General features: G+C 58.0%; 25 protein-coding genes. 11 read left to right on the top strand and 14 right to left on the bottom strand.

The window, feature by feature from the left end:
- From emrA to hypA, 12 genes are all read right to left on the bottom strand, one after another.
- Positions 1–1,176 (bottom strand): multidrug efflux MFS transporter periplasmic adaptor subunit EmrA, encoded by a 1,176-nt coding sequence (gene emrA, locus ES815_RS04945; protein ID WP_142486878.1) that lies wholly within the window; start codon positions 1,174–1,176, stop codon positions 1–3.
- A 125-nt stretch (positions 1,177–1,301) separates the two neighbouring features.
- Positions 1,302–1,832, bottom strand: a complete 531-nt coding sequence (gene mprA, locus ES815_RS04940; protein ID WP_032613564.1) for a transcriptional repressor MprA — start codon at positions 1,830–1,832, stop codon at positions 1,302–1,304.
- A 311-nt stretch (positions 1,833–2,143) separates the two neighbouring features.
- A complete protein-coding gene (locus ES815_RS04935) occupies positions 2,144–3,328 on the bottom strand; it encodes an MFS transporter (protein ID WP_142486877.1) in 1,185 nt (394 codons plus the stop codon).
- A 144-nt stretch (positions 3,329–3,472) separates the two neighbouring features.
- Positions 3,473–4,468, bottom strand: a complete 996-nt coding sequence (gene proX, locus ES815_RS04930; protein WP_106994523.1) for a glycine betaine/L-proline ABC transporter substrate-binding protein ProX — start codon at positions 4,466–4,468, stop codon at positions 3,473–3,475.
- Positions 4,469–4,477: 9 nt separating this feature from the next.
- Positions 4,478–5,551, bottom strand: a complete 1,074-nt coding sequence (gene proW / locus ES815_RS04925; RefSeq protein WP_142486876.1) for a glycine betaine/L-proline ABC transporter permease ProW — start codon at positions 5,549–5,551, stop codon at positions 4,478–4,480.
- A complete protein-coding gene (gene proV / locus ES815_RS04920; RefSeq protein ID WP_142486875.1) occupies positions 5,544–6,746 on the bottom strand; it encodes a glycine betaine/L-proline ABC transporter ATP-binding protein ProV in 1,203 nt (400 codons plus the stop codon). The genes proW and proV overlap by 8 nt, the downstream gene beginning before the upstream one ends.
- Positions 6,747–7,086: 340 nt before the next feature.
- Positions 7,087–9,174, bottom strand: coding sequence for a formate hydrogenlyase transcriptional activator FlhA (gene flhA / locus ES815_RS04915; protein WP_142486874.1), 2,088 nt, complete (start codon positions 9,172–9,174; stop codon positions 7,087–7,089).
- Positions 9,175–9,227: 53 nt separating this feature from the next.
- Positions 9,228–10,238 (bottom strand): hydrogenase expression/formation protein HypE, encoded by a 1,011-nt coding sequence (gene hypE / locus ES815_RS04910; RefSeq protein ID WP_142486873.1) that lies wholly within the window; start codon positions 10,236–10,238, stop codon positions 9,228–9,230.
- Positions 10,235–11,356, bottom strand: coding sequence for a hydrogenase formation protein HypD (gene hypD, locus ES815_RS04905; protein ID WP_142486872.1), 1,122 nt, complete (start codon positions 11,354–11,356; stop codon positions 10,235–10,237). The genes hypE and hypD overlap by 4 nt, the downstream gene beginning before the upstream one ends.
- On the bottom strand, positions 11,356–11,634 hold the full coding sequence (locus ES815_RS04900) for a HypC/HybG/HupF family hydrogenase formation chaperone (protein WP_142486871.1): 279 nt from the start codon (positions 11,632–11,634) through the stop codon (positions 11,356–11,358). Before ES815_RS04900 ends, hypD begins: the two co-directional genes overlap by 1 nt.
- Positions 11,625–12,497, bottom strand: a complete 873-nt coding sequence (hypB, locus tag ES815_RS04895; RefSeq protein WP_142486870.1) for a hydrogenase nickel incorporation protein HypB — start codon at positions 12,495–12,497, stop codon at positions 11,625–11,627. The genes ES815_RS04900 and hypB overlap by 10 nt, the downstream gene beginning before the upstream one ends.
- A 3-nt stretch (positions 12,498–12,500) precedes the next feature.
- Entirely contained in the window at positions 12,501–12,851 is a 351-nt protein-coding gene (hypA, locus tag ES815_RS04890; protein ID WP_142486869.1) for a hydrogenase maturation nickel metallochaperone HypA, read from the bottom strand.
- 234 nt (positions 12,852–13,085) lie between these two features.
- Here hypA and ES815_RS04885 point away from each other — a divergent pair, with 234 nt between their 5' ends.
- The 10 genes from ES815_RS04885 (at position 13,086) to ES815_RS04840 (ending at position 21,754) form a co-directional block, all read left to right on the top strand.
- A complete protein-coding gene (locus ES815_RS04885) occupies positions 13,086–13,544 on the top strand; it encodes a transcriptional regulator (protein ID WP_142486868.1) in 459 nt (152 codons plus the stop codon).
- A gap of 76 nt (positions 13,545–13,620) precedes the next feature.
- The gene (locus tag ES815_RS04880; RefSeq protein WP_142486867.1) at positions 13,621–14,226 is read left to right on the top strand and encodes a 4Fe-4S dicluster domain-containing protein; all 606 of its coding nucleotides are present in this window, start codon (positions 13,621–13,623) and stop codon (positions 14,224–14,226) included.
- Positions 14,226–16,055: a formate hydrogenlyase subunit 3 gene (hycC, locus tag ES815_RS04875; RefSeq protein WP_142486866.1), complete on the top strand. Its 1,830-nt coding sequence runs from the start codon at positions 14,226–14,228 to the stop codon at positions 16,053–16,055. Before ES815_RS04880 ends, hycC begins: the two co-directional genes overlap by 1 nt.
- Positions 16,056–16,057: 2 nt before the next feature.
- Positions 16,058–16,981 (top strand): respiratory chain complex I subunit 1 family protein, encoded by a 924-nt coding sequence (locus tag ES815_RS04870; RefSeq protein ID WP_142486865.1) that lies wholly within the window; start codon positions 16,058–16,060, stop codon positions 16,979–16,981.
- 15 nt (positions 16,982–16,996) lie between these two features.
- Positions 16,997–18,706, top strand: a complete 1,710-nt coding sequence (gene hycE, locus ES815_RS04865) for a formate hydrogenlyase subunit HycE (RefSeq protein ID WP_142486864.1) — start codon at positions 16,997–16,999, stop codon at positions 18,704–18,706.
- Positions 18,707–18,718: 12 nt separating this feature from the next.
- Complete coding sequence (locus ES815_RS04860) at positions 18,719–19,264, top strand: formate hydrogenlyase complex iron-sulfur subunit (protein WP_142486863.1); 546 nt, start codon at positions 18,719–18,721, stop codon at positions 19,262–19,264.
- Positions 19,261–20,025, top strand: coding sequence for an NADH-quinone oxidoreductase subunit B family protein (gene nuoB / locus ES815_RS04855; protein ID WP_142486862.1), 765 nt, complete (start codon positions 19,261–19,263; stop codon positions 20,023–20,025). The genes ES815_RS04860 and nuoB overlap by 4 nt, the downstream gene beginning before the upstream one ends.
- Complete coding sequence (locus ES815_RS04850) at positions 20,025–20,435, top strand: formate hydrogenlyase maturation HycH family protein (protein WP_142486861.1); 411 nt, start codon at positions 20,025–20,027, stop codon at positions 20,433–20,435. Before nuoB ends, ES815_RS04850 begins: the two co-directional genes overlap by 1 nt.
- Positions 20,428–20,883 (top strand): hydrogenase maturation peptidase HycI, encoded by a 456-nt coding sequence (gene hycI, locus ES815_RS04845; RefSeq protein WP_142486860.1) that lies wholly within the window; start codon positions 20,428–20,430, stop codon positions 20,881–20,883. Before ES815_RS04850 ends, hycI begins: the two co-directional genes overlap by 8 nt.
- Before the next feature lie 490 nt (positions 20,884–21,373).
- The gene (locus ES815_RS04840) at positions 21,374–21,754 is read left to right on the top strand and encodes a cell envelope integrity TolA C-terminal domain-containing protein (RefSeq protein ID WP_409518822.1); all 381 of its coding nucleotides are present in this window, start codon (positions 21,374–21,376) and stop codon (positions 21,752–21,754) included.
- Positions 21,755–21,967: 213 nt separating this feature from the next.
- On the opposite strand, the gene ES815_RS04835 is transcribed toward ES815_RS04840, so the two are convergent.
- Positions 21,968–22,924: a hypothetical protein gene (locus tag ES815_RS04835; RefSeq protein ID WP_142486858.1), complete on the bottom strand. Its 957-nt coding sequence runs from the start codon at positions 22,922–22,924 to the stop codon at positions 21,968–21,970.
- Between the two features lie 505 nt (positions 22,925–23,429).
- Positions 23,430–23,885 (bottom strand): hypothetical protein, encoded by a 456-nt coding sequence (locus ES815_RS04830; protein ID WP_142486857.1) that lies wholly within the window; start codon positions 23,883–23,885, stop codon positions 23,430–23,432.
- Between the two features lie 504 nt (positions 23,886–24,389).
- Here ES815_RS04830 and hydN point away from each other — a divergent pair.
- A complete protein-coding gene (gene hydN, locus ES815_RS04820; RefSeq protein WP_142486855.1) occupies positions 24,390–24,935 on the top strand; it encodes an electron transport protein HydN in 546 nt (181 codons plus the stop codon).
- Positions 24,936–24,959 lie beyond the last annotated feature (24 nt).

Below are 24,959 nucleotides of genomic sequence, written 5' to 3'. Positions count from 1 at the left end.
TTAACCGGCGTTTGCCTTCACGATCTCATCGATCAGCTTATTCACCGGCTCAAGGCTGATCTCGCGGGCATTACTTTCGTAGGCCGGGTTAGAACGCGCCTGGTTTGCCAGCATCTGACCGTCGCGGTTGGAGGTATCGACCGTCACCAGCGTGGAGAGGCCAATACGCAGCGGATGGTCCGCCAGCTGTTTCTCATCCAGCTCAATACGCACCGGCAGACGCTGAACCACTTTGATCCAGTTCCCGGTGGCGTTCTGGGCAGGCAGCAGGGAGAAGGCGCTACCGGTACCCATATCCAGGCCGACAACTTTACCGGTGTATTTCACCTCGTCGCCGTAGATATCACTGACCACCGTCGCGCTCTGGCCGATACGCATATGCGCCAGCTGCGTCTCTTTGAAGTTAGCATCCACCCACAGGTTAGTTGCTGGCACCACCGCCATCAGCGGGGTTGAGGAGCTAATCTGCGCGCCAGGCTGCACCGAGCGACGGGATACGTAACCGGTCATCGGGCTGACAATTTTGGTTCGCTCCAGGGCCAGCCAGGCGTTGCGTACTTCGGTCGCCGCCTGTTTCACCGCAGGTTGTTGATCGAGGGTCGTGTCCAGCACCACCGCCTGGTTGGCGTTGTACTGCTGGATGGCGACATCAAGTTGGGCCTGCGCGCTGGCCACCGCATCGCGGGCATGTTGCAGCTCTTCACGGCCAATCAGATTGGCGGTGCCGAGCGGAACGCGGCGATTAAAGTCGCTCTGCGCCTGGGCGAGGGCGGTCTTCTGCACGGTGATGTTGGCCTGCAGCTGCTTGCTGTTGATCATCTGCTGGCGGGTCTGACGTACGCTCGAGGCCAGCCCGGTCTGCGCTTTTTCAAACGCCTGCTGGGCATCGGTCGGATCCAGCGTCACCAGCACGTCGCCTTTTTGCACAAAGTCGGTATTGTCAGCCCAGACTTTCGTCACGCTGCCCGACACCTGCGCCATAATCTGAACCTGGTTCCCTGCCACGTACGCATCATCCGTCTCTTCACTATGACGCAGTACTAAAAACCAATAGATCCCATATGCCACGGCAATGATAATAAAGAGCAAGGTCAGCAGCAGAAGGGCGCGCTTGCGTTTGCCTTTCTTGTTGTTGACCGGTTGCTGCGGGGTTGTGTTCTCCGCATTTGCGCTCATGATTTTCTCCACGATCTTATTATTTCACATCGGCTGAGCCGACCTGTTATCAGAAAGGCCAGCACTATGATGTGCTGGCCTGTCGGTTTTCTTATGAATCTGGATTTTTGGAGCGTGTCGTCGCGTTAGCGCAGCGCCTCAAGAACAGCGCCGTCTTCATCCATCTGGTCCAGACGGGTGAGAAGCTTGCGGGTGATATGCTCGAGCTGCTCTTTCTCGGTACCGCTTAAAGACGACCAGAGTTGATGCAGACAGTTGTGCTGAGGTGGAAGCACCTCGCGCAGGAATTCGTGACCTTTCTCGGTCAGTTGCAGATGCAGACAACGGCGGTCGTTGTCGCTTTCACGGCGTTCGATCCAGCCGCGTTTTTCCAGCTCATCGGCAATACGGGTTGCATTGGTACGAGACGAACCCAGGGCGCAGCTCAGCTCGGAAGGCTGGATGCTGTGATTCTCCTGAGACTCCAGCGTAATCAACGCCATAAATAACGTCTCGTTAATCCCTTGAGCTTTCAGCATTTTATTGCGATTTTCCAGCAGCTTGCCCTGCATATGCATGCAGAGACGGGTCAGCAGGATCTCCTGATACGGGAAATCTGCATAGCGACTGGCGCGAAATTTAAGCATTTGTTCAATGGGCGTAAACGAACTATCCATTTGGGCATAACCTCATTAATTACAGCCGATATAGTAACGACAGTGACAAATAATGTAAATGAATTATTTGTGCGGCTAAAATCCATTAGACAAATTTCACCGTCATCAAGAGCCGGGTAGATCCGTGACCCGGTAAGCACAGAAAAGAGGGGATGGCACTGGCAAAACGGGGATGGGTCTTCGGGCGTAAGCTATTCATGCGGTATTCTAATATATTACCCACATAAAAATTTCCGGAATAAATGATTACGCCACCATAACAGACTGAGGGGCTCCTTAACACCCTGAGGAGCCCCAAACTTATGTAAACCTTATTGAATTGCCTCCTGGCGATGGTAGCCGCGCCACCAGACCAGCAGGTTAACCAGCGCCATCACCGCCCCAACCGCACACACGCCTGCCCAGCCGGCATGCTGCCACGCGAACGCCGAGATCAGTGACCCGACGGCACCGCCGATAAAGTAGCTGGTCATGTACCCGGCCGTCAGACGGTTACGGGCGTCCGGCTTAACGCGGTAGATCACGGTCTGATTGGTGATATGCACCCCCTGCACGGTAAGGTCGAGCACCAGAATGCCGACAATCAGCGCCAGCACCGAGACATGCCCGTACCAGATCGCTGCCCAGGAGAGCAGGAGCATCACCAGCCCGACGGTGGTGGTGAGATGCGATTTACCCTTATCCGCCAGGCCACCCGCAGGTCGTGCGCCCAGCGCGCCTGCGGCACCGGCCAGGCCGAACAGGCCGATCATCCCCTCAGAATAGTTAAACGGCGGGGAGGCCAGCAGGAAGGCCATTGAGGTCCAGAGGATGCTGAAGTTAGCAAAGGTGAAACAGCCCAGCAGCGCCCGGGTACGCAGCAGTTTATCGTGCGTGAACAGGCTGAAAACGGACCCCAGCAGCTGAGGGTAGTTGAGATGGGTTTCTGACTTCACCTTCGGCAGGCCGCGCCACAGGGCGAGAGCCATTACCACCATCAGCACCGACGCCACCCAGTACACGGTGCGCCAGCCGCCGATACCCGCCAGCAGGCCCGCGACGGTGCGCGCCAGCAAAATCCCCAGCAGCAGGCCGCTCATAATGGTCCCCACCACCTTACCGCGTTTTTCCGGCGAGGCGAGGGTGGCGGCGAGCGGGACCAGAATCTGGGCCACTACCGAGAACAGGCCCGTCAGGGCGGTGCCGAGGATCATCATTGCCAGCGACTGGCTGGAGGCGGTGATCAGCATCCCTCCGGCGGCCAGCAGGGTCATGGAGACAATCATCGCCCGACGTTCAAACATATCTCCCAGCGGCACGAGGAACAGCAGACCCACGGCGTACCCCAGTTGGGCGGCGGTGACGATAAAACCGGCCGAGCTGGCCGAGAGCGAAAAATTGCGGGCGATGGTTTCCAGCAGCGGCTGGGCGTAATAGTTACTGGCGACCGCCAGACCGGTTGCCACTGACATCAGCAGAATAAGTGCGGGGCTAAGCCCTTGATTAGATTTTGTCATCAGGTTTTTGAAATCATTAGTTGAGTGATTATTTTTTCAAAAACCATAATAACGGATGAATAAGGGAGGCGGGGAGATGTTGAGTGATGGATCGTGCGATCCAGGCCCCTCACCCCGGCTGGGATGAGGGGGCACTGCGTGCTCTTACTTCTGCGCGGCCAGCGCCTCATTCACCCACGCATCAAACTGCTGCTGGTGGGCTTTGATCCAGCCGTCAACGTGACCCTGGACATCGGCTTCAGAGGATTTGCCCGCGTGCATCATCGCGTTCTGGGCGTTGATATCCGCCAGCGGGAGCTTCATTACCGAGAACAGCTTCGCCGCCGCCGGGTTTTTCTCAGCCCAGGCTTTGTTGGCGACGATGTGCATGGTGTTCACCGGGAAGCCATAGTTCATGCCGTTCGGCAGCTTGGTGTCGATATCCTTCTGCTCGCCCGGCAGGGAGGAGAACGGCACCTGCAACCAGACCACATCTTTACCCGGCTTCAGCACGTCGCTCACCCAGTACGGCGTCCAGGTGTAATAGATAACCGGCTTGCCTTCCTTAAAGCGGGCGATGGTGTCGGCCATCATTGCGGAGTAGTTGCCGTGGCTGACGTCCACGGTTTTCGCCAGATCGAAGGCTTTGTTCTGGTGGTTAATCACCGCTTCGCAGCCCCAGCCCGGGGAGCAGCCCATCATGTCGGCTTTGCCGTCACCGTTGGTATCAAACAGTTTGGCGATCTTCGGATCCTTCAGCTGTTCGATATTGGTGATGTGGTACTGGTCGGCAGTTTTCTTGTCGATCAGATAACCCTGCGCCGCGCCCGAGACAAAGGTGCCTTCGCGGTAGAACTTCTTGTCGCCGCCCGCCGCGCTGTACATGTCGTCATGCAGCGGCTGCCAGTTTACGGCCGTAAAGGTGGCATCGCCGGAGGCAATAGAGGTATAGCCCACGTTGTAATCCACTTCGCTGGGCTTACTGACGGTATACCCCAGCTTTTCCAGCGCCCGGCTGACCAGCCCGGTCTGGAACGACTCTTCGGAGATGGTGCTCTGTACCGGTTGCACGGTAATGCCTTTGCCCGGCAGATCGGCAGCAAATGCGCTGGTGGAGGCAAGGGTGGCAAACGCTGTGGCAAAAATTACGCTATGTCGCATCGTTGTTCCTTATTTTGCTTTTGAGAAGGGACGGGTGATTAACCCGACAGGGCCGGTGGTGTACCAGCGACGGTTGCCGCGACTGCGTGAATCACGACCGACAGCCTGGGTCAGGCGGTCAAGAATAATGGCGAGGATCACGATCCCGACGCCGCCCACGGTGGCGAGTCCCATATCGAGACGACCAATCCCGCGCAGCACCATCTGACCAAGACCCCCTACGGCGATCATCGAGGCGATCACCACCATCGACAGGGCCAGCATCAGGGTCTGGTTCACACCGGCCATAATGGTCGGCATCGCCAGCGGCAGCTGCACTTTGAACAGCATCTGGCGCGGGCTGGCGCCAAACGAGCGCGAGGCTTCGATCAGGTCGGCGGGTACCTGGTTGATCCCCAGAATGGTCAGACGCACAATCGGCGGCAGGGCGAAGATAATGGTCACCACCACGCCCGGCACGTTACCGATGCCAAACAGCATCACGATAGGCACCAGATAGACAAACGCCGGGGTGGTCTGCATCGCATCCAAAAGCGGCCGGATAATTTTGGCCGCCCGCGGACTGCGCGCCAGCCAGATCCCCATCGGCAGGCCAATCACCACGCAGAAGAGCAGGGCGGTCAGCACCAGCGCCAGGGTGATCATCGCCTGCGACCAGGCACCGATCGCACCGATCAGGATCAGCGAGATCAGGGTCGCGATGCCCATCCCCGCGCTGCCAAACTGCCAGGCAATCAGCGAGAACAGCACGATGGCGACCGGGGCCGGCATGCCCAGCATCAGCTGCTGGAAGCCGTTGAGGATATAATCCACCGGGACGCGGATCCCCTGAAACACCGGGCGGAAGTGCGTCACCACCCAGTCGATCCCCTCTGTCACCCAGCTGTCGAGCGGGATCAGGGTTTTATGGAACGGATCCATAATATTGAAATGTTCTGGCGCCGGCGCCGGGGCGCTGGTCAGCCAGTCGGCACTGCCGCCGTCCGCAGGAGCCGTCGCCGGAGCGGTACCCCACGCGTCGGCGGATTGTGCCGCGCTGTCGGCGGCCTCAGTGGTGCCCCACGGGTTAGATTGATCAGCCATTGTTTGCCCCCTCGCGATCTAAAGCCTGCAGCAACATGCGTTTTGAGATGATGCCGACGTACTGTTGTTCCTCTCCGACTACCGGTACCGCGCAGGGCGCCTGACCGACATGGGAGAGCAGCTCGCTGAGCGGCGTTTCGGCATCCACAGCAAGCGGAGCGTCAATTAACGCCGCATCGATTCCTGCGTTTTCGCTAAGCGCGGTTTTCAGGGAGTCGATGGAGACAACACCGACAAATTTATTACCGCGTTCAACCAGATAACCGTATTCGCGGTCTTCATCCTGCAGCAGTTTGAGCGCCGATCGCGGGCCGAAGCCTGGCGTTTTACGGATAATGCCGTTCGGCGTTCGGCGGGCAATATCTTTGGCGCTGAACACCTGGCTAATATCCACGCCGCGGAAGAAGGTACGCACATAATCATTCGCCGGATTATTGAGAATTTCATCCGGGGTTCCCACCTGCACCACTTCGCCGTTTTGCATAATGGCAATACGATCGCCAATTCGCATGGCTTCATCGAGGTCATGGGAAATAAAGACAATGGTGCGCTGATGCCGCGACTGCAGTTTTACCAGCTCATCCTGCATCTCGGTACGAATTAAGGGATCGAGCGCCGAGAAGGCTTCGTCCATTAATAATATATCGGGGTTGATCGCTAATGCGCGGGCTAATCCTACGCGCTGACGCATCCCGCCGGAAAGTTCATCCGGGTAGGCGTGAGCGTAATTTTCCAGCCCCACCTGACGCAGCGCATCCAGCGCTTTTTCCTGGCGCTCATTGGCCGCAACGCCGGCTAATTCCATACCAAAGGCGGTGTTATCTAATACCGTCATATGCGGCATCAGAGCGAACGACTGAAACACCATCGCGATCTTTTTTCTGCGCACCTCGCGGAGCTCGGCGTCCGATATTTTGGCGATATCCACGCCATCAATCAGCACCTGTCCGCGGGTGGGTTCAATCAGGCGATTGAGAAGGCGAACCATAGTGGATTTACCCGAACCGGATAACCCCATGATGACGAAAATCTCGCCTTCTTCAATGGCCAGACTGGCGTCTTTAACGCCAAGCGACAGCCCGGTTTTTTCCAGAATATGTTCTTTTGAAAGTCCTTTTTCAATATATTTGAATGCGCGCTGCGGGTGCTCGCCAAATACCTTATAAAGATTTTTAACTTCTAATTTAATTGCCATGCAATAAAGAATGTCCCGTTATTTATTTATGTCGATATCATTACCAGTGAATATAATTAACCGGCCATACCCTAACATACTCAGAATCTGAGACAACCCTGGATTGGCTTGTGGCATGATTTTTGCCGCGCGCGAATCGGCGCAATTTCCCATGAGATAAGGGCTGAGCGCGATATGAATTTTTCTTGAGAAATGTCTTATTATGGCGAAATTCGCGGAGCGAAAACAAAAATGCACAGGAATATGACAGGGGAATGTCGCCGGTAAGGGCAGGGAAATAGCACCCCGAAAACATGAGAATTATATTCCACTCATGCGGGTGATATTTCCCTCCTGCGTCCTACAAAATGGCGTTCTTATCGATTCCCAGGCGCTTCATGCGCGACAGGAGCGTGGTGCGCTTCAGGCCCAGGCGTTTGGCTGCGCCTTTTGGCCCGGCGATCACGCCGTTGGTCTCTTTCAGCACCCGCATAATGTGTTGATACTCCTCCTCGCCTTCGCGGATCGGACTGACGGGCGTCTCCGGCACTGCGGCGCTGACAAAGCGCGGATAATCGATATCCGGGAGCGACAGTTGCAGGACATTGCCGCGGGTCAGGAGCACCGCCCGCTCAATCACGTTTTCCAGCTCGCGCACGTTGCCCGGCCACTCCATCTTACTGAGCTGACGCAGCGTCTCCGCCGGGATACTGTCGATATTGCGCCCCAGCCGGTGGGCAATCTTGAAGGTGAACGACTTCACCAGCAGGGGGATATCTTCCGGGCGTTCCCGCAGCGGCGGGAGGAAGATCGGAAACACGTTGAGCCGGTAGTAAAGGTCGCTGCGAAACTCACGATCGGCGACCATTTGCGTTAAGTCGCGGTTGGTGGCGGCGATCAGGCGTACGTCAGTGTGGATGGTGCGGTTGCTGCCGAGCCGTTCGAACTCCTGCTCCTGCAGCACGCGCAATAGCTTGGGCTGGAGCTCAACAGGCATATCGCCCACTTCATCGAGGAACAGCGTGCTTTTGTCCGCCAGCTCAAAGCGGCCAATATGCTGGGCGCTGGCGCCGGTAAAGGCCCCGCGCTCGTGGCCGAAGAGGTCGCTTTCCAGCAGACCGGCGGGCATTGCCGCGCAGTTCATCTTCACCATCCGGCGATCGCTGCGTCCGCTGAGGTTATGAATGGCGCGGGCAATCAGCTCTTTACCGGTCCCGGTCTCGCCGAGGATCAGCACCGTGCTGTTGCTGTGGGCGACCATCTCCACCTGCTTCATCACCGTCATCATCGGCGAGCTGCGGCCAATGATTTCGCCAAAATCAGTAGCGACGTTGTTGATCTGCTCGGTCAGGGCGAGGTTTTCGTCGATCAGCCGCTCCTTGAGGTGGCTGATTTCGCGGTAGGAGAGGGCGTTATCTACGGCAATGGCGATGCGTTCGGCAATCTGGTTCAGCAGCTCCAGGTTCGAGGCGGTAAAGACCTGGGCCTGGCACTGGGCCAGCTTCAGGGTGCCGAGGATCCGATCGCGGAAAATCAACGGGAACAGGCACAGGGTCTGATCCTGTTCGCCCCACATATCAAACAGCATGCGTTCGTACGGGGCGTGCTGATCGCGACTGTGCAGATTAAGCATCAGCATCTTTTTGTTACGCATGACTTTTTCCGACAGCGTGCCCTTCTCGTCCACCTCGCTCTGATCGTACAGCGGGGCGTTTTTATCCAGGTAATGGGTGGAGTAGACGAGGAGCTTGCCCTTGCGCTCGCTGCGCAACACCATGCTGATGGAATCAATGCCGAAGTTGCGCTGGATCTCGCGGGAAACCTCTGTCACCAGCTCGTCGAGATCGAGTTTGGACAGCACCGCGTTGGTGATGGCGACCAGCAGGCGGAAATCGTTACGTTCACGGCACAGCACGTCATAGCTGTCGCTGTTATTCTGCCGGGCCAGGATCTGCTCCACCGCCAGGCCGGCCGCCTGGGTCAGGGTTTGCAGCCGGGAAAAATCGCTGTCGCTCCAGGGGCGATCCTCACTGCGCAGGAACTCGCAGCCGCCGAAGATCCGGCCGTCGGCCGCCAACGGGGTCAGGCAGTAATGGGCAAAAGGCGCATAGAGATCCAGCCCGGCCAGCGCCGGCCAGGTCTCTTTAAAGGTGTCCGCCGGACAGTGCAGCACGTCCGGGCGCGACAGCATGCGGCGAAAAGGTCCGTTCGCCAGCAGCGGCTCATCTTCATAGCGGATATCCCGATCCTGCTCGTCGGTGCTGTACAGATAAACGCGACGCTGCTCTGACTGCCAGAGCAGAATATTGGCGCGATCGGCCAGGTTCATCTGCCGTGCATGCCAGGTCAGCGCCTGCGCCAGGGCGCAGAGATCGGGCTGTTGCAGCAGGCTACGGGTAATATCGAACAATCCTTGATCGATGGGATCGTTCGTGGGTGTATACGACATGCGTTTTATCCAGAGTATCCAGAAAAATGAGAAGCTAATGAGTGCTGCCGGGATCAGCAAATACGCGGTAGCGGTTCGGCATGTGGCAAATTCAGGGTTCGCTTCACGCCGTACAGTCCGGTGAGCCTGACACCTTTGCGTTCTACCACCTCGCCGATGATGGCCGCGTCCTGGCCCAGAGGATGTTGACGTACTAAGCCTAGCACGCGCTCCGCTTCATGGCGTCCAACGACGATAGCCAGCTTGCCTTCGTTGGCAAAGTTAAGCGGGTCCAGCCCCAGCAGTTCGCATGCCCCGCGCACGGCGGCCTTCACGGGCAGGGCGCTCTCCTGCAGTTCGATGCCACAGCCGCTGCTGGCGGCAAACTCGTGGGCAACGGCATTTACGCCGCCGCGAGTGGCGTCGCGCAGGGCTTTGATGCCGGGCTCTGCCCGCAGCGCCTGAATGAGCGGCGTCAGGACGGCGCAGTCGCTTTGCAGGTCGCCATCCAGACCTAAGCCTTCGCGCAGGTTCAGGATAGTCGCACCGTGATCGCCCAGCGTGCCGCTGACCAGCAGCACATCGCCTGGCGCAATCTGGCGCATCCCCCAGTTTACCCCCTCGGGAATCGAACCGATACCGGCGGTGTTAATAAACACTTTATCCACCGCGCCGCGCGGGACCACTTTGGTATCGCCGGTCACAATGGTGATGCCTGCTTCAGAGGCGGCGGTGGCCATGCTGGTGACGATGCGCTCCAGCGCCGCCATCTCCAGCCCCTCCTCGAGGATAAAGCCGCAGGAGAGCCAGCGCGGGATCGCCCCGCTGACCGCCACGTCGTTAGCCGTACCGCAGACAGCCAGCTTGCCGATATCGCCCCCCGGGAAGAACAGCGGGTCAATCACATAGCTGTCGGTGGAAAAGGCCAGCCTGTCGCCCTGAGCGGTGAGCTCATGCAGGGGAATACGGGCCTGATCTTCCTGCTCGTTCAGCAGCGGGTTGGCGAAGGCGCGCATAAAAAGCTCGCCGATCAGCTGTTGCATGGCCTGTCCGCCGCTCCCGTGGGCGAGGGTTATCTGTTTCAACTTTCACACTCCTGAGAACGGTACTGATACCAGGCGCTACACGCCCCTTCCGATGACACCATCAGCGCGCCAAAGGCGCTTTGCGGCGTGCATTTGTTACCAAACAGCGGACACTGGGCCGGTTTACAGCGCCCGGTCAGGACCGCGCCGCAGCGTGCCTCAGGATCGTCACAGATGTCTTGCGCACGGGTGCTGAAGTGGCGCTCGGCGTCGAACTGGCGATACGCGTCGGTGAGATGCACGCCGGAGTGTTCAATCACCCCCAGCCCGCGCCATTCGCTGTCGCCTTCTATGCCGAATACCTCTGCGATGGCGGTCTGGGCCACGGCGTTGCCGTTTTCAGGCACGATGCGGCGATACTGATTTTCGACCTGGCTTACGCCCGCGATCTTCTGCTCCACGATCATCAACACCCCCTGCAGCAGATCGACCGGTTCAAAACCGGCGACCGCCAGCGGGCGCTGATGTTCCGCCGCGATAAAATCGTAGGCGTGGGTGCCAATCACCATGCTGACGTGCCCCGGTGCCAGGAAAGCGTCGATGCCGTTTTCCGGCTGTTCCAGCAGGCTTTTCAGCACCGGGATTAGCGTGATGTGCTGACAGAAAAAGAAGAAGTTCTGTACGTTAGCGGCCTTCGCCTGGCGCAGGGTCAGGGCGGTGGCGGGCATGGTGGTTTCGAACCCCAGGCCGAAGAACACCACTTTACGATCCGGGTTTTGCCGGGCCAGCTTCAGCGCGTCGGCGGGGGAGTAGATGATCCGCACATCCGCGCCGCGCATCCGGGCATCCAGCAGGGAGCCGTTTTTACCCGGGACCCGCATTGCGTCGCCGAAGGTACAGAAGATCACCTCCGGGTCGCTGGCGATCTCAATGCAGGTATCGATCCGCCCCATCGGCAGGACGCACACCGGGCAGCCGGGGCCGTGGATAAACTCGATATTCTCCGGCAGGAGCCGATCGAGGCCGAACTTAAAGATGGCGTGGGTATGGCCGCCGCACACCTCCATGATCCGCAGCGGGCGGGCCGGGGTGTAGGGCAACGACGCGGCGCGGGTTTTCAGCGTCTCAATCAGACGCATCACCTTTTCCGGGTCGCGGTATTCGTCAACATAGCGCATCAGCGGGGCTCCTCCCCAAACAGCAGCGGGCCCACGTCCGGCTCAACGTCGAACATATTCTGCAGCGCGGCGAGGGTGTCCAGCGCCTCCGCTTCATTTATCACGCTCATGGCGAAGCCGACGTGGACCAGTACCCACTGGCCGAGACGGCTGGTGCCGTTTTCGTCGTGAGCACCGACCAGGGTCAGATCCACATCGCGCAGCACGCCGCAGACCTCGACTTTGGCCTGCATACCGTCCGCAATGGCGGTGATTTTACCGGGAACGCCTATGCACATCGCTGCGCCTCCAGCCAGTCAAGCCAGGCGTCCATCCCGTCACCCCGCGTGGCGGAGACCAGCAGGATCGCGATATCCGGGTTCACTTCCCGGGCGGCGGCGAGGCATTTCTCCACGTCAAAGTTGAGGTACGGCAGCAGATCGACCTTGTTGAGCAGCATGATGGAGGCGGCGGCGAACATGTGCGGATATTTCAGCGGCTTGTCCTCGCCCTCGGTAACGGAGAGCACCGCCACCTTATGGCGCTCCCCGAGATCGAAGCTGGCCGGGCAGACCAGGTTGCCGACATTCTCGATAAACATAATCCCGCCCTCGTCCAGGGGCAGGCGCTGCATCGCGTCAGAGATCATTTGCGCGTCCAGGTGGCAGCCTTTGCCGGTATTAACCTGGATCGCCGGAGTGCCGGTGGCGCGGATCCGCTCGGCATCATTCACGGTCTGCTGATCGCCTTCGATCACCGCGCAGGGCACACGCTGCTGTAAGCGCGTTAAGGTCTCGGTCAGCAGGGTGGTTTTACCGGAGCCGGGGCTGGAGACCAGATTCAGCGCCAGCTGCTGCCGGGCACGGAACCGCTGGCGGTTACGTTCGGCAACCTGATTATTTTTGCTCAGCACGTCGATCTCAATCTCGACCATCTTGCGCTGGCTCAGGCCCGGCGCGTGAGTGCCTGCGGCCCCCTGGCCGTAATCAAGCTGGCCTGGCTGCTGTTCCGTGGGCGCAAAATCGCCGCCGCCGATCCGCGTGACGTGAAACGTCTGGCGGGGTGCCGGTGAGAAGGGGGCGCTGCGAAAAGCGGAATGGGCATTCCGCTCGTCGCCTTCTATATAGAGGTTGCCGTGGGCGCAACCGCAGGTGGTACACATGATTTACTCCTGTTCAATTTCCAGACGCGTGATGTGCAGTCCGTCGTCAGCGACGATATTCAGACTCGCGCCGCCGCATTGCGGGCAGCGTCGCACGCGATGGGTTAGCAGCTGGACATATTCCTGGCAGTCCTGACACCAGCATTCCGCCTGCTGTTCTTCGAGATGCAGCCCGCAGCCTTCGGCCAGGGTGCCGCGGCAGACCAGCTCAAAGCAAAATTCCAGCGCGCTGCTTTCCACGCAGGAAAAAGCGCCGACGCGCAGCCAGACATCCGTCACCCGCTTCGCGTGATGCTGATGGGCCTGTTGTTCGATCAATTCCAGCGCCTGCTGGCAGAGGGTGATTTCGTGCATTGTGCTATTCCCGGTGAAGTCTTGCGGGGTAAAGCAATATTGATGCCAGCTTTTAGTGAGGAGAAAGTGCGGGGGAAGACTGAACCCTGACAAAGATGACGAAATGACATGTCATTTTTTGTGATCGGGCAGGCTTTAAAAAATAAAAATGCATAAAATCAATAGGTTAAAAAATGGCATGAAATGTGCTTAGTGAAGCGAACTCTTTACATATGACGCATCAGGTACATCACCATGACACTTTCAGAATTGAGCGAAAAAGCCAATTTTATTGCCGGGCAACAGCGCGTGCTCCGCGCCCACTGGAACCACTACGGTAATTCACTGGTTCAGGCCATTACCCTCTCTAAAGCCAGTCTGCACCTGAGTGTGGGCTGCAACAACGACACCGGGCTCGGTTTCTGGCTGTTCGACCACTTCCTTATCCGCGTGACGCCTGAACAGGCGTTCAACGGGCATATCTTCAATTACACCATTGAAGCGCGTGACAACGACGAGAGCGTGCTGATTGGTCGCGCCCGGCTGAGCGATGACGGGATGCTGGACGGCAGCATTCACATCGACCAGCGCGAAGCGGTATTCAACCATTTCCTCGGGAAAATCAACGGTGTTTATGCCGCGCTATTTGAGGCCACCGAGCGCGGCGAATCGCTGACCCTGGCGGCGCTCGCGCAGCACCACGCCGCCGCCTGAATTCGATGTCGTCAGGTGTCGAAAATGACACTTCCGCCATTTTTCGTCAAAAATGACTATCACCAGAGGAAACCAGGTGAATCGTTTTGTAATTGCCGATCCCACGCTGTGTATCGGGTGCCACACCTGTGAGGCAGCCTGCTCAGAAAACCATCGCCAGCATGGCCTGCAAAGCCAGCCGCGACTGAAAGTGATGCGCAACAGCCAGGACTCTGCGCCGCAGCTTTGCCATCACTGCGAAGATGCCCCCTGCGCCCAGGTGTGCCCGGTCAATGCCATCACCCGCATTGACGGCGCCATCCAGCTTAATGAAAGCCTGTGCGTCAGCTGCAAGCTGTGCGGTATTGCCTGCCCGTTTGGCGCCGTTGAGTTTGCCGGGAGCCGCCCGCGGGCCATTCCTGCCAACTGTAATACCAGCAAGGCGCCGATGGCCGCCCCGGCACCCGCCCGCGTCAGCCCGTTCCTCGACTGGGTGCCTGGCGTGCGCGCCATCGCGGTGAAGTGCGACCTCTGCTACTTCGACCCGGACGGCCCAGCGTGCGTCCGCACCTGCCCGACCAAATCCCTGCGTCTGATTAATAACGAGGACATCGCGCGCGCCAGCCGGAACAAGCGCGAACTCACCCTGCACACGGATCTGGGCGATCTGTCGCTGTTCCAGTCGCAACAAGGAGAGCTTTGATGAACGCCTTATCGTTAATTAACCAGGCGCTGGCGTGGTATGTCATCAGCGCGGTGCTGGCCCTCATTTTTTGCGCCAACCGGCCAATCAGCGGCGCTATCGCCGGGATCGGCGGCGCCATTGCCAGCGCCATGACGGTGGGGGCAGGGGCGATCGCGCTGCTCTCCTCGCAAACCGGCCCGCTGCACGCAGAGATAACCTGGCTGCACCTCGGCATGCAGATGACCGGCATCCGGGCGATATGGCTTATCGCCATCGGCCTGCCGGCGTTTCTTATCAGCCTGTTTACCATTGCCTGGCACCGCCACCCGCAGGCGAAAGCCAACGGCCTGCTGACCAACCTGCTGATGGCTGCCGCCGTGGCCGCCATCATGGTCGATAACCTCGGCTGGCTGGTTGTGATGGCGGAAGTGATGGCCCTGTGTGGCGCGTTTCTCACCGGCTGCGCCCAGTCCGGCAAGCTGTGGTTTGTGCTGGGTCGTCTGGGGACCCTCCTGCTGGCCATCGCCTGCTGGCAGGCGTGGGGCTTCTACGGCACCCTGAACTTCGGGGCGATGAATGCCCTGGCTACCGCCCAGGCGCCTGGGGCCAGCATCTGGCTGCCGGGCCTGGCGGGCTTTGGCCTGCTGGCGGGTGTGATCCCGCTGCACGGCTGGGCCCCGCAGGCGCATGCTAATGCCAGCGCCCCGGCTGCCGCGCTGTTCTCCACGGTCGTCATGAAGGTTGGCCTGTACGGCATGCTCACCGTGGCGCTGAGCGGGGCGTTACCGCCGCTGTGGCTCGGGGTGTTGCTGCTGGTGATGGGCATGCTCACCGCCTTTATCGGCGGGCTGTACGCCCTGATGGAGCACAACATCCAGCGCCTGCTGGCGTATCACACCCTGGAAAACATCGGCATTATCCTGCTCGGCCTCGGGGCGGGCGTCACCGGTATTGCGCTGCACAGCAACCTGCTGATTGCGCTGGGCTTTACCGGCGGTCTTTACCATCTGATTAGCCACGGGCTGTTTAAAACCACGCTGTTCCTCGGCGCGGGCGCGGTGTGGTATCGCACCGGCCATCGCGACATCGAGAAGCTGGGCGGCATCGGCAAAAAAATGCCGCTGATCTCGCTGGCCATGCTGGTGGGGCTGATGGCGATGGCGGCCCTGCCGCCGCTGAACGGCTTTGCCGGGGAGTGGGTGATCTATCAGTCCTTCTTCAATCTCGGCACCCATGACGCCTTTGTTGCCCGCCTGCTGGGGCCGCTGCTGGCAACCGGCCTGGCGATTACCGGCGCGCTGGCGGTGATGTGTATGGCGAAAGTCTATGGCGTCACCTTCCTCGGCGCACCGCGCACCGAAGAGGCGGAAAACGCCTGCTGCGCCCCGGGGATGATGACCGTCAGCACTGTGCTGGCGGCGCTGTTCTGCGTGGCGGGCGGCGTGGCGGCCCCGTGGTTCCTGCCGATTATCAGCGGCCTGTTCCCGGTCAGCGGCGGGGAGATGTCTACCGTCTCGCAGCCGATGATTACCCTGCTGCTGATCGCCGGTCTGCTGCTGCCGTTTATCCTGATGGTGCTGTTCAAGGGCGACCGCCTGGCGAACCGCTCCCGCGGCTTTGCCTGGGTCTGCGGCTACGATCACGAAGCCTCGATGGTCATCACCGCCCACGGCTTTGCAATGCCGGTGAAAGAGTCCTTCGCGCCAGTGCTGAAGCTGCGCAAATGGCTCAACCCGGTGCGCTTTATCCCCGGCTGGCAGTGCGACAGCACCGCCGTGTTATTCCACCGTATCGCCCTGATTGAGCTGGCGGTGCTGGTGGTTGTCGTTATCTCCCGAGGAGCCTGAGCATGACCCTCATCTTCGCTTTGATTCAGGCGCTGGTGCTGTTTGCCGCTGCGCCGCTGCTGGCGGGCATTACCCGCGTGGCGCGTGCCCGTCTGCATACCCGTCGCGGGCCGGATATCTTCCAGGAGTACCGGGATCTGATCAAACTCCTGGGCCGCCAGAGCGTGGCCCCGGCGGCGTCCGGCTGGGTGTTCCGTCTGATGCCGTTTGTGATGGTGGCGGTGATGTTCGCCATTGCTACCGCACTGCCGGTGATCACCGTTGCCTCTCCAGTGCCTGCGCTGGGGGATCTGATCACCCTGATCTACCTCTTCGCTATCGCACGCTTCTTCTTCGCCATCGCCGGGCTGGATACCGGCAGCCCCTTCACCGGGATTGGCGCCAGCCGTGAAGCGATGCTCGGCGTGCTGGTGGAGCCGATCCTGCTCCTGGGTCTGTGGGTTGCCGCTCAGGTGGCGGGCACCACTCACATCAGCGCGGTGACCGCGACCATCTACCACTGGCCGGTGGCCCACACCCTGACGCTGTTACTGGCGATGTGCGCCTGCGCCTTCGCCACCTTCATTGAGATGGGCAAGCTGCCGTTTGACCTTGCCGAGGCCGAGCAGGAGCTGCAGGAAGGCCCGCTGTCGGAATACAGCGGCGCGGGCTTTGCCGTGCTCAAGTGGGGCATCAGCCTGAAACAGCTGGTGGTGTTGCAGATGTTTGTCGGGGTGTTTATCCCCTGGGGACAGATGACCCACTTCTCCGCAGGCGGTCTGCTGCTGGCGATCGTCATTGCGGTGGTCAAGCTGGTCGTGGGCGTACTGGTGATTGCCCTGTTTGAGAACAGCATGGCGCGCCTGCGCTTTAACGCCACCTCACGGATTACCTGGACCGGTTTCGGTCTGGCATTTTTAGCTTTCGTCTCCTTGCTGGCGGCGTGACTGTAGAGAATACCCATGTCTGAAGAAAAAGTTGGTCAACACTATCTCGCCGCACTGCATCAGGCCTTCCCTGGCGTGGTGCTGGATGAAGCCTGGCAGACCAAAGATCAAATCACCGTGACGGTGAAAATCAACTACCTGCCGGAAGTGGTCGAGTTCCTGTACTACAAGCAGGGCGGCTGGCTGTCGGTGCTGTTTGGCAACGACGAACGCCAGCTCTGCGGCAGCTACGCCGTCTACTACGTGCTGTCGATGGAGCAGGGCACCCGCTGCTGGCTCACCGTGCGCGTGGAGGTGGACGCCGACAAACCGGAGTTCCCGTCCGTCACCCCGCGCGTGCCCGCGGCGGTGTGGGGCGAGCGCGAAGTGCGCGACATGTACGGCCTGGTGCCGGTGGGCCTGCCGGACGAGCGCCGTCTGGTGCTGCCGGATGACTGGCCGGACGAACTCTATCCGCTGCGTAAAGACAGCATGGATTACCGTCAGCGCCCGGCCCCGACCACCGACAAAGAGACCTATGCGTTCATCAACGAACTCGGGGATAAGAAGAACAACGTGGTGCCGATTGGCCCCCTGCACGTCACCTCCGATGAGCCGGGCCACTTCCGCCTGTTCGTCGACGGCGAGAACATTATCGACGCCGACTACCGCCTGTTCTACGTCCATCGCGGCATGGAGAAGCTGGCTGAAACGCGGATGGGCTACAACGAAGTGACCTTCCTGTCGGATCGCGTCTGCGGTATCTGCGGCTTTGCCCACAGCACGGCCTACACCACCTCGGTGGAGAATGCGATGGGGATCGTGGTGCCGGAACGCGCCCAGATGATCCGCGCCATTCTGCTGGAGGTGGAACGCCTGCACTCGCACCTGCTGAACCTCGGCCTGGCCTGCCACTTCGTCGGGTTTGACTCCGGCTTTATGCAGTTCTTCCGCGTGCGTGAAACCTCGATGAAGATGGCGGAGATCCTCACCGGGGCGCGTAAAACCTACGGCCTGAACCTGATCGGCGGCATCCGTCGCGACCTGCTGAAAGACGACATGATCCAGACCCGCCTGCTGGCCCAGCAGATGCGCCGCGAGGTGCAGGACCTGGTGGATATTCTGCTGAGCACGCCGAACATCGACCAGCGCACCGTCGGCGTGGGTCGTCTCGACCCGCAGATCGCCCGCGACTTCAGCAACGTCGGCCCGATGGTCCGCGCCAGCGGTCACGCCCGCGATACCCGCGCCGACCACCCGTTTGTTGGCTACGGCCTGCTGCCGATGGAGGTTCACACCGAGCAGGGCTGCGACGTGATTTCCCGCCTGAAGGTGCGCATCAACGAGGTCTACACCGCGCTGAACATGATTGATTTTGGTCTCGACAACCTGCCGGGCGGCGAGCTGATGGTGGAAGGCTTTACCTATATCCCGAACCGCTTTGCGCTGGGCTTCAGCGAAGCGCCGCGCGGGGATGATATCCACTGGAGCATGACCGGCGACAACCAGAAGCTGTGGCGCTGGCGCTGCCGGGCGGCCACCTACGCCAACTGGCCGACGCTGCGCTACATGCTGCGCGGCAACACCGTCTCCGACGCGCCGCTGATTATCGGCAGCCTCGACCCTTGCTACTCCTGCACCGACCGCATGACGGTGGTGGACGTGCGTAAGAAGAAGAGCAAGGTGGTGCCGTACAAAGAGCTGGAACGCTACAGCATTGAACGCAAGAACTCGCCGCTGAAATAACCCGGAGCATTCATGTTTACCTTTATCAAAAAAGTCATCAAAACCGGCACGGTGACGGAGTCGTATCCCCTCCAGCCGATTGCGGTCGACAAAAATATGCGCGGCAAGCCGGAGCACGACCCCAAGCAGTGTATCGGCTGCGCGGCCTGCGTGAACGCCTGTCCGTCGAACGCTCTGACGGTAGAGACGGATGTGCAGTACGGTCAGCTTGCCTGGCAGTTCAATCTGGGGCGCTGCATCTTCTGCGGGCGCTGCGAAGAGGTCTGCCCGACCACCGCCATCAAACTCTCCCAGGAGTATGAGCTGGCGGTGTGGAGCAAGGCCGATTTTCTCCAGCAGTCGCGCTTTGACGTCTGCCACTGCCGGGTGTGTCAGCGCCCGTACGCGGTGCAAAAAGAGATCGACTACGTCATCGAACTGCTGCGCCACAACGGCGACAAACGCGCGGAGCATCACCGGGAGAGCTTTGAGACCTGCCCGGACTGTAAGCGCCTGCAGGGGCTGACCCCCTCGGAAAAAATCCATCTGACCCGCGAGATGAAGGAAGCGACACGATGAGCGAACTCTTAGGCCCACGTAACGAACAGGGGATCCCGGTGCCGGTGACGGTGGATGAGTCCATCGCCCGCATGAAGGCCTCGCTGCTGAAAAAAATCAAGCGCTCCGCCTATGTCTACCGCGTGGACTGCGGCGGCTGCAACGGCTGCGAGATTGAGATCTTCGCTACCCTGTCGCCGATCTTCGACACCGAGCGCTTCGGCATTAAGGTGGTGCCATCCCCGCGCCACGCCGACATTCTGCTGTTTACCGGGGCGGTGACCCGCGCAATGCGCTCCCCGGCGCTGCGCGCGTGGGAATCGGCCCCCGATCCGAAAATCTGTATCTCCTACGGCGCCTGCGGCAACTCCGGCGGTATCTTCCACGATCTGTACTGCGTCTGGGGCGGCACCGACAAAATCGTCCCGGTGGATGTGTACATTCCCGGCTGCCCGCCGTCGCCTGCCGCCACCCTGTACGGTTTTGCCATGGCGCTGGGGCTGCTGGAGCAGAAGATCCACGCCCGCGAGCCGGGGGCGCTGGACAACCAGCCCGCCGAGATCCTGCATCCGGAGATGGTTCAGCCCCTGCGGGTCCGCATCGACCGCGCCGCGCGCCGCCTGGCGGGCTACCGCTACGGCCGCCAGATCGCCGACGACTTTATGCGCCATCTGCTGGAAGGGGATAAAAGCGTGGCGGCCTGGCTGGCCCGGGAGAACGATCCGCGCCTGAATGAGATCGTCGGCAACCTCCTTGAGGTGGTCGGGCAGGAGCGTATCTGATGAGCGAAACCGTGGTCTTCAGCCAGCTCAGCCGCAAGTTCATTGATGAAAATGACAACACCCCCGACGACGCCCAGCAGGTGATCTACTACGGGCTGGCCATCGGCCACCATCTGGGGGTCATCGACTGCCTGGAGGCGGCGCTGACCTGTCCGTGGGAGGCGTATCTGGACTGGATCGCCACCCTGGAAACGGGGAGCGAGGCGCGGCGTAAAATGGAGGGTGTGCCGCGCTACGGTGAGATCGTGATCGACGCGAATCATATTGTGATGCTGGCCAGCGCCTTTGACGCCGCAATGGCGCGGCAGACGGCGCAGCAGCAGGAATGGAGCGAAGCGATGCTCGGCATGCTCCACGCCATTCACCAGGAAAACGCCATCTATCTGATGGTTCGGAGGCAACGTGACTGATGTATTACTCTGCGTCGGCAACAGCATGATGGGCGACGACGGCGCCGGTCCGCTGCTGGCCGAGATGTGCCGCGAAGCGCCGCGCGGCGACTGGGTGGTGTTCGACGGCGGCAGCGCCCCGGAAAACGACGTGGTCGCGATCCGCGAGCTGCGCCCGGCGCGGCTGCTGATTGTTGATGCGACAGATATGGGGCTCAACCCGGGCGAGATCCGCCGTATCGACCCGGACGACATCGCCGAGATGTTTATGATGACGACGCACAATATGCCGCTTAATTATCTGGTGGATCAGCTGCGGGGGGATGTGGGGGAGGTGATCTTCTTAGGTATTCAGCCGGATATTGTGGGGTTTTATTATCCGATGACGGAGAAGGTAAAAGAGGCGGTGGAGACCGTTTATGAAAGCCTGGCGGAGAGGGATGGGGTGCTGGGGTTTGGGGAGTTGTAGCGAGTAATCACAAAGGTACCTCTCTGGAAATGCCCGGTGGCGGCTAGCACCTTACCGGGCCTACGAAATATGCGTCATTTGTTGATATTGTGGGTTTTGTAGGCCGTGCAAGGCGTCAGCCGCCGCCCGGCATAAGCGAGCACAATATTTAAACCAGGTTGCTGATTACGTGTACCTCTCTGGAATTGCCCGGTGGCGGCTAGCGCCTTACCGGGCCTACGAAATATGCGTCATTTGTTGATATCCTGGGTTTTGTAGGCCGTGCAAGGCGTCAGCCGCCGCCCGGCAAATGCGAGCACAATATTTAAACCAGGTTGCTGATTACGTGTACCTCTCTGGAATTGCCCGGTGGCGGCTTACGTCTTACCGGACTTATAGCTCTGTTTTTTTATTAGTTCTGTTTTTCGTAAAATGTTAAACCGAAATTAATTTTAACGGGTATATGAGCACAGGAGTTTAAGGCGTGAGATCGCATGAAAGAGTAGGGAAGATGTTTATGCTTGTCGTCGTGGTCAGCCTGTTAGCAGGTTGTGCGCCGTTACAGCCTTCGGGATGCCACAAAACCTCAGCAATAGGGAGTTGCAGTTCTGGGCGCTGGGACGATCAGGATGAATGGGGGGCACAGGCGCGGGGTATTAAGGCGGCAATAGAAGATAAAATTGCTGAGCCAGAACGCTGGAAGGGCAAAAAATGCAGACTGCATATGGAGTTTGCGCAGGATGGTAGAGCGTTAAAGGTATCAACCAGTAATGGCAATAAGGAGTATTGTGAGGCGGTGAAACTGGCGGCTCAAAAAGCGAAGTTCCCGGCGTTTACCAATCCTGAGGTGTTTAGGGATTTTCAGAAGGTTGGGTTTGATATGCGGGGGTAGTTGGGTGGTTATTGCTGGGATGTCCGCTTTGTGCCAGGAGCGGACATTTAGTATCATCCTTAGCCACTTATCAAAACCGAATATCGTACAGTAGAACGGTGTCAGGCCACTTATGTTCAAAGTTGGTGGATAAGATCAAACACTATATCCCAGAGAGATGCCATAAATAATATCTTTGTTGATAAGGGAATGGTCTAATACATAGGAATCAGTTTAATCAAGCGCTTTTTTTAAAAACTCTTTCAAGCCTTGCTCTATTGTTGTGTATCTGGAAGTATAACTTCCATGATCTCCTCCGCGAGGTCCTGTATCAGAACGGTGAATCCCTGATGTGTAAGTTGTTTTATCTTGTGTAGATGGAATAACAAAGAAATAGTAGTTTGTGTATGAGTTATCATACCAGTAGTTGGTGAGTTTTATATTCCCATTAACAATCCATTCCAATTTCCCATATCTCGCATCAGGCTTTTGGAGTGTAAAATTTTTATTCGCAAGATTCGGTGACAAGATAATGCTTTCGTATATGCCAGATAGAGATTGAAATGATAAGTTTTGATCTTGTTTTCGGTTTTCAGTTTCTTTATCCTCCTGAATTTCATTTAGAATATTATTTATATCGAAGGTGATTATTGCTTGTGGTGTACTTGCGGCAATTTTAGGTGATTCAACTGGTTTTGTAAGTGTGGAGGATAGCTTTTCCAACTCATTTTTAAAGCATTGAGATGCTGCTTTCTCTTTTTCAAAATCTCTCTGAGTTTTCAATAAAATATTACAAGTTTCTTCTAAAGCTCTTGATGCCTCATCTCGGTGTAATCGCATATTTTCTGCAACTTTATTTGCCGACCTAAATTTTGATTCAGCGATAGCCAAGGCTGACTTTGTTTCCGCTAAGGATTTAGTTGTCTTATCGAGTTGATAAGTCAGGCTTTCTATCTTCGCGGAAAATTCCTTCGCTTTTTTAAGTATCCCGTTATATTTGTTAACCAGTTCAATTTCCCGAGATGTGCTTATGCTCTTTGATTCATGAACTTCAATTTTATGTAATGTGGATAGGTTAAACCCACCTTTTGTTGCATAAGTTAAAGCCACACCAAAAGCCGATAAAGCCTCTGCCTTTGAACTGTTATTCAGAGCTAAGTTCAGAGCCTTCCCTGCTTTCGCTTTATACATAATTTTCGCCTGCCCAATATTATTAAAAAACCTAACAATAATTCTCTGCCTGCTCTGAAAAAATTTAAATAAAAAGATCAATAAGGCAAAGTCAAAATCTATTGCTAACCGCCTCCAGGGGAGATGGTGAAAAGGTAACAACAGAACATTAGAGTTTAGAGTGTAGTGTTTTCTGTATTAAATTTTTTCACAAATAGTGTGCCAACCTACATTACGCGGACACAATTCTATAGTCGGTTTGGACTCTCAGGTGCGGTTGTAAGTATCCCGGTAAACAGACCATACACTTTCAAAAATCTTCCTGTCTCATCATGGAAGGAAATGTCCGCTCCTCGCTCTTAACAGACATCCATTGTTTCTCATAGGTAACAACCGATGTTGTCGTCTTATAAAAAATCGAACACCAGCCCCAACGCTAACCTCATCCTCAACCGCATTAAGGGGCCTTCCACAGCCCCTTATCACAACCTGAAACGAGTCAGCCTTCACGGACTTCCAGCCGCATTCAATGCACCGTAATATACGGCTCCTTCACAAACTCATTAACCAGCCAGACCAGATCGTGCAGCAGCCCCGTCAGTTCTTTCTCGACGCTGGCGGGCAACGTTCCGCCCAGAATTGCCTGCACTAAAGCCAGCGCATAATCCACCTGAGGGGCGGTTTCCTGCCAGCAGTCCGGCATACAGGAGGTGAGTGTTTCCCCCTGGATCAACTGCGCAACAAGGTGCGGCGGAAGTTCGGCATCACAGCGTTCACGCAGCTGGCGCAGCGCGTGGAGCAGACCTTCACAGAGCGTAGTGCGGGATGCTCTGTCGTCCGTTTCGATCAACACGCTCACCAGAGCGGCGCAGCGATCGGCGACCTCAAAGAGATCCGCAGCAGCAGAAAGCGGCGTAGTCAGGGAAGGGGGAATAACCTGTTCGTCAGATTGCGGGTAAGGCAGGGTTGGGATAGTAGTCATCATGACATCCTCTCTGTATTAATTGATTTAACCATCCTAAAAGTTCCTACGCTCAAAGGAGGCAGCACTGACGGAGGTAGGAATGCCGCCCACAGAGAAAAACGGCCAGCCTTTCGGCTGCTCCGCCAGTGCCACCGTGATTTTACGGGATATGCACTGTCGCGACATACAAATATCGCTCTGTAGAATACGGGTTCCTACGCCCGATTGCGGATGTGTCGCAACGCAGTCACTTTACGAGCCTGATAATGGGATTAAAAGCCTTAACCCTGAATTACATAAGGTTACTTTGAAGTTTGCGAGGAGCTTTCCAGAAAGGCCATGCCGGGGGCGCTTCGCTTGCCCGGCCTACAAGGACTAAAACAAATCCGTCACTCCTGTCATCGTCACTTATGACGATGACAGCCACACCTCCAAATAAATCCCTTTAATTTCAAAATCTTAATATCTGGCCCAATTTATGCATACCTCCGGCAAGCTAATCATCATTCCCGGAGATTAAGGATGAACCGTTTCATCATTGCCGATGCCAGCAAATGCATCGGCTGTCGTACCTGTGAAGTGGCCTGCGTGGTGTCGCACCACGACACCCAGGACTGCGCCTCGCTGACCCCGCAGAACTTCCTGCCGCGCATTCACGTCATCAAAGGCGTCAACGTCTCCACGGCCACCATGTGCCGCCAGTGTGAAGACGCCCCTTGCGCCAGCGTCTGCCCGAACGGGGCCATCACCCGCGATAACGACTTTGTTCACGTCCACCAGGAGCGCTGCATCGGGTGCAAAACCTGCGTGGTGGCCTGCCCGTACGGCGCGATGGAAGTGGTGCTGCGTCCGGTTGTGCGCAGCATCGGCGCCGGGCTGAACGTGATGTCAGAGAAGGCCGAGGCCAACAAATGCGACCTCTGCTATCACCAGCCGGACGGCCCCGCCTGCATTCAGGCCTGCCCGACCAATGCCATTGTCTGCATCGACAGGCAGAAGCTTGAGCAGTTGAGTCTCGAGAAACGCCGCCGCGCGGCGCTGGACTCCGTTTCCTCGCAGATGCTGTAAGCCTCTGCCTCTCTTTTCACTTTT

The organism is Leclercia adecarboxylata, assembly GCF_006874705.1.
GTDB classification, from domain to species: Bacteria; Pseudomonadota; Gammaproteobacteria; order Enterobacterales; family Enterobacteriaceae; genus Enterobacter; species Enterobacter adecarboxylatus_C.
The sequence above is the reverse complement of the archived record's forward strand: the minus strand, read 5'-3'. Positions and strand labels throughout refer to the sequence as shown.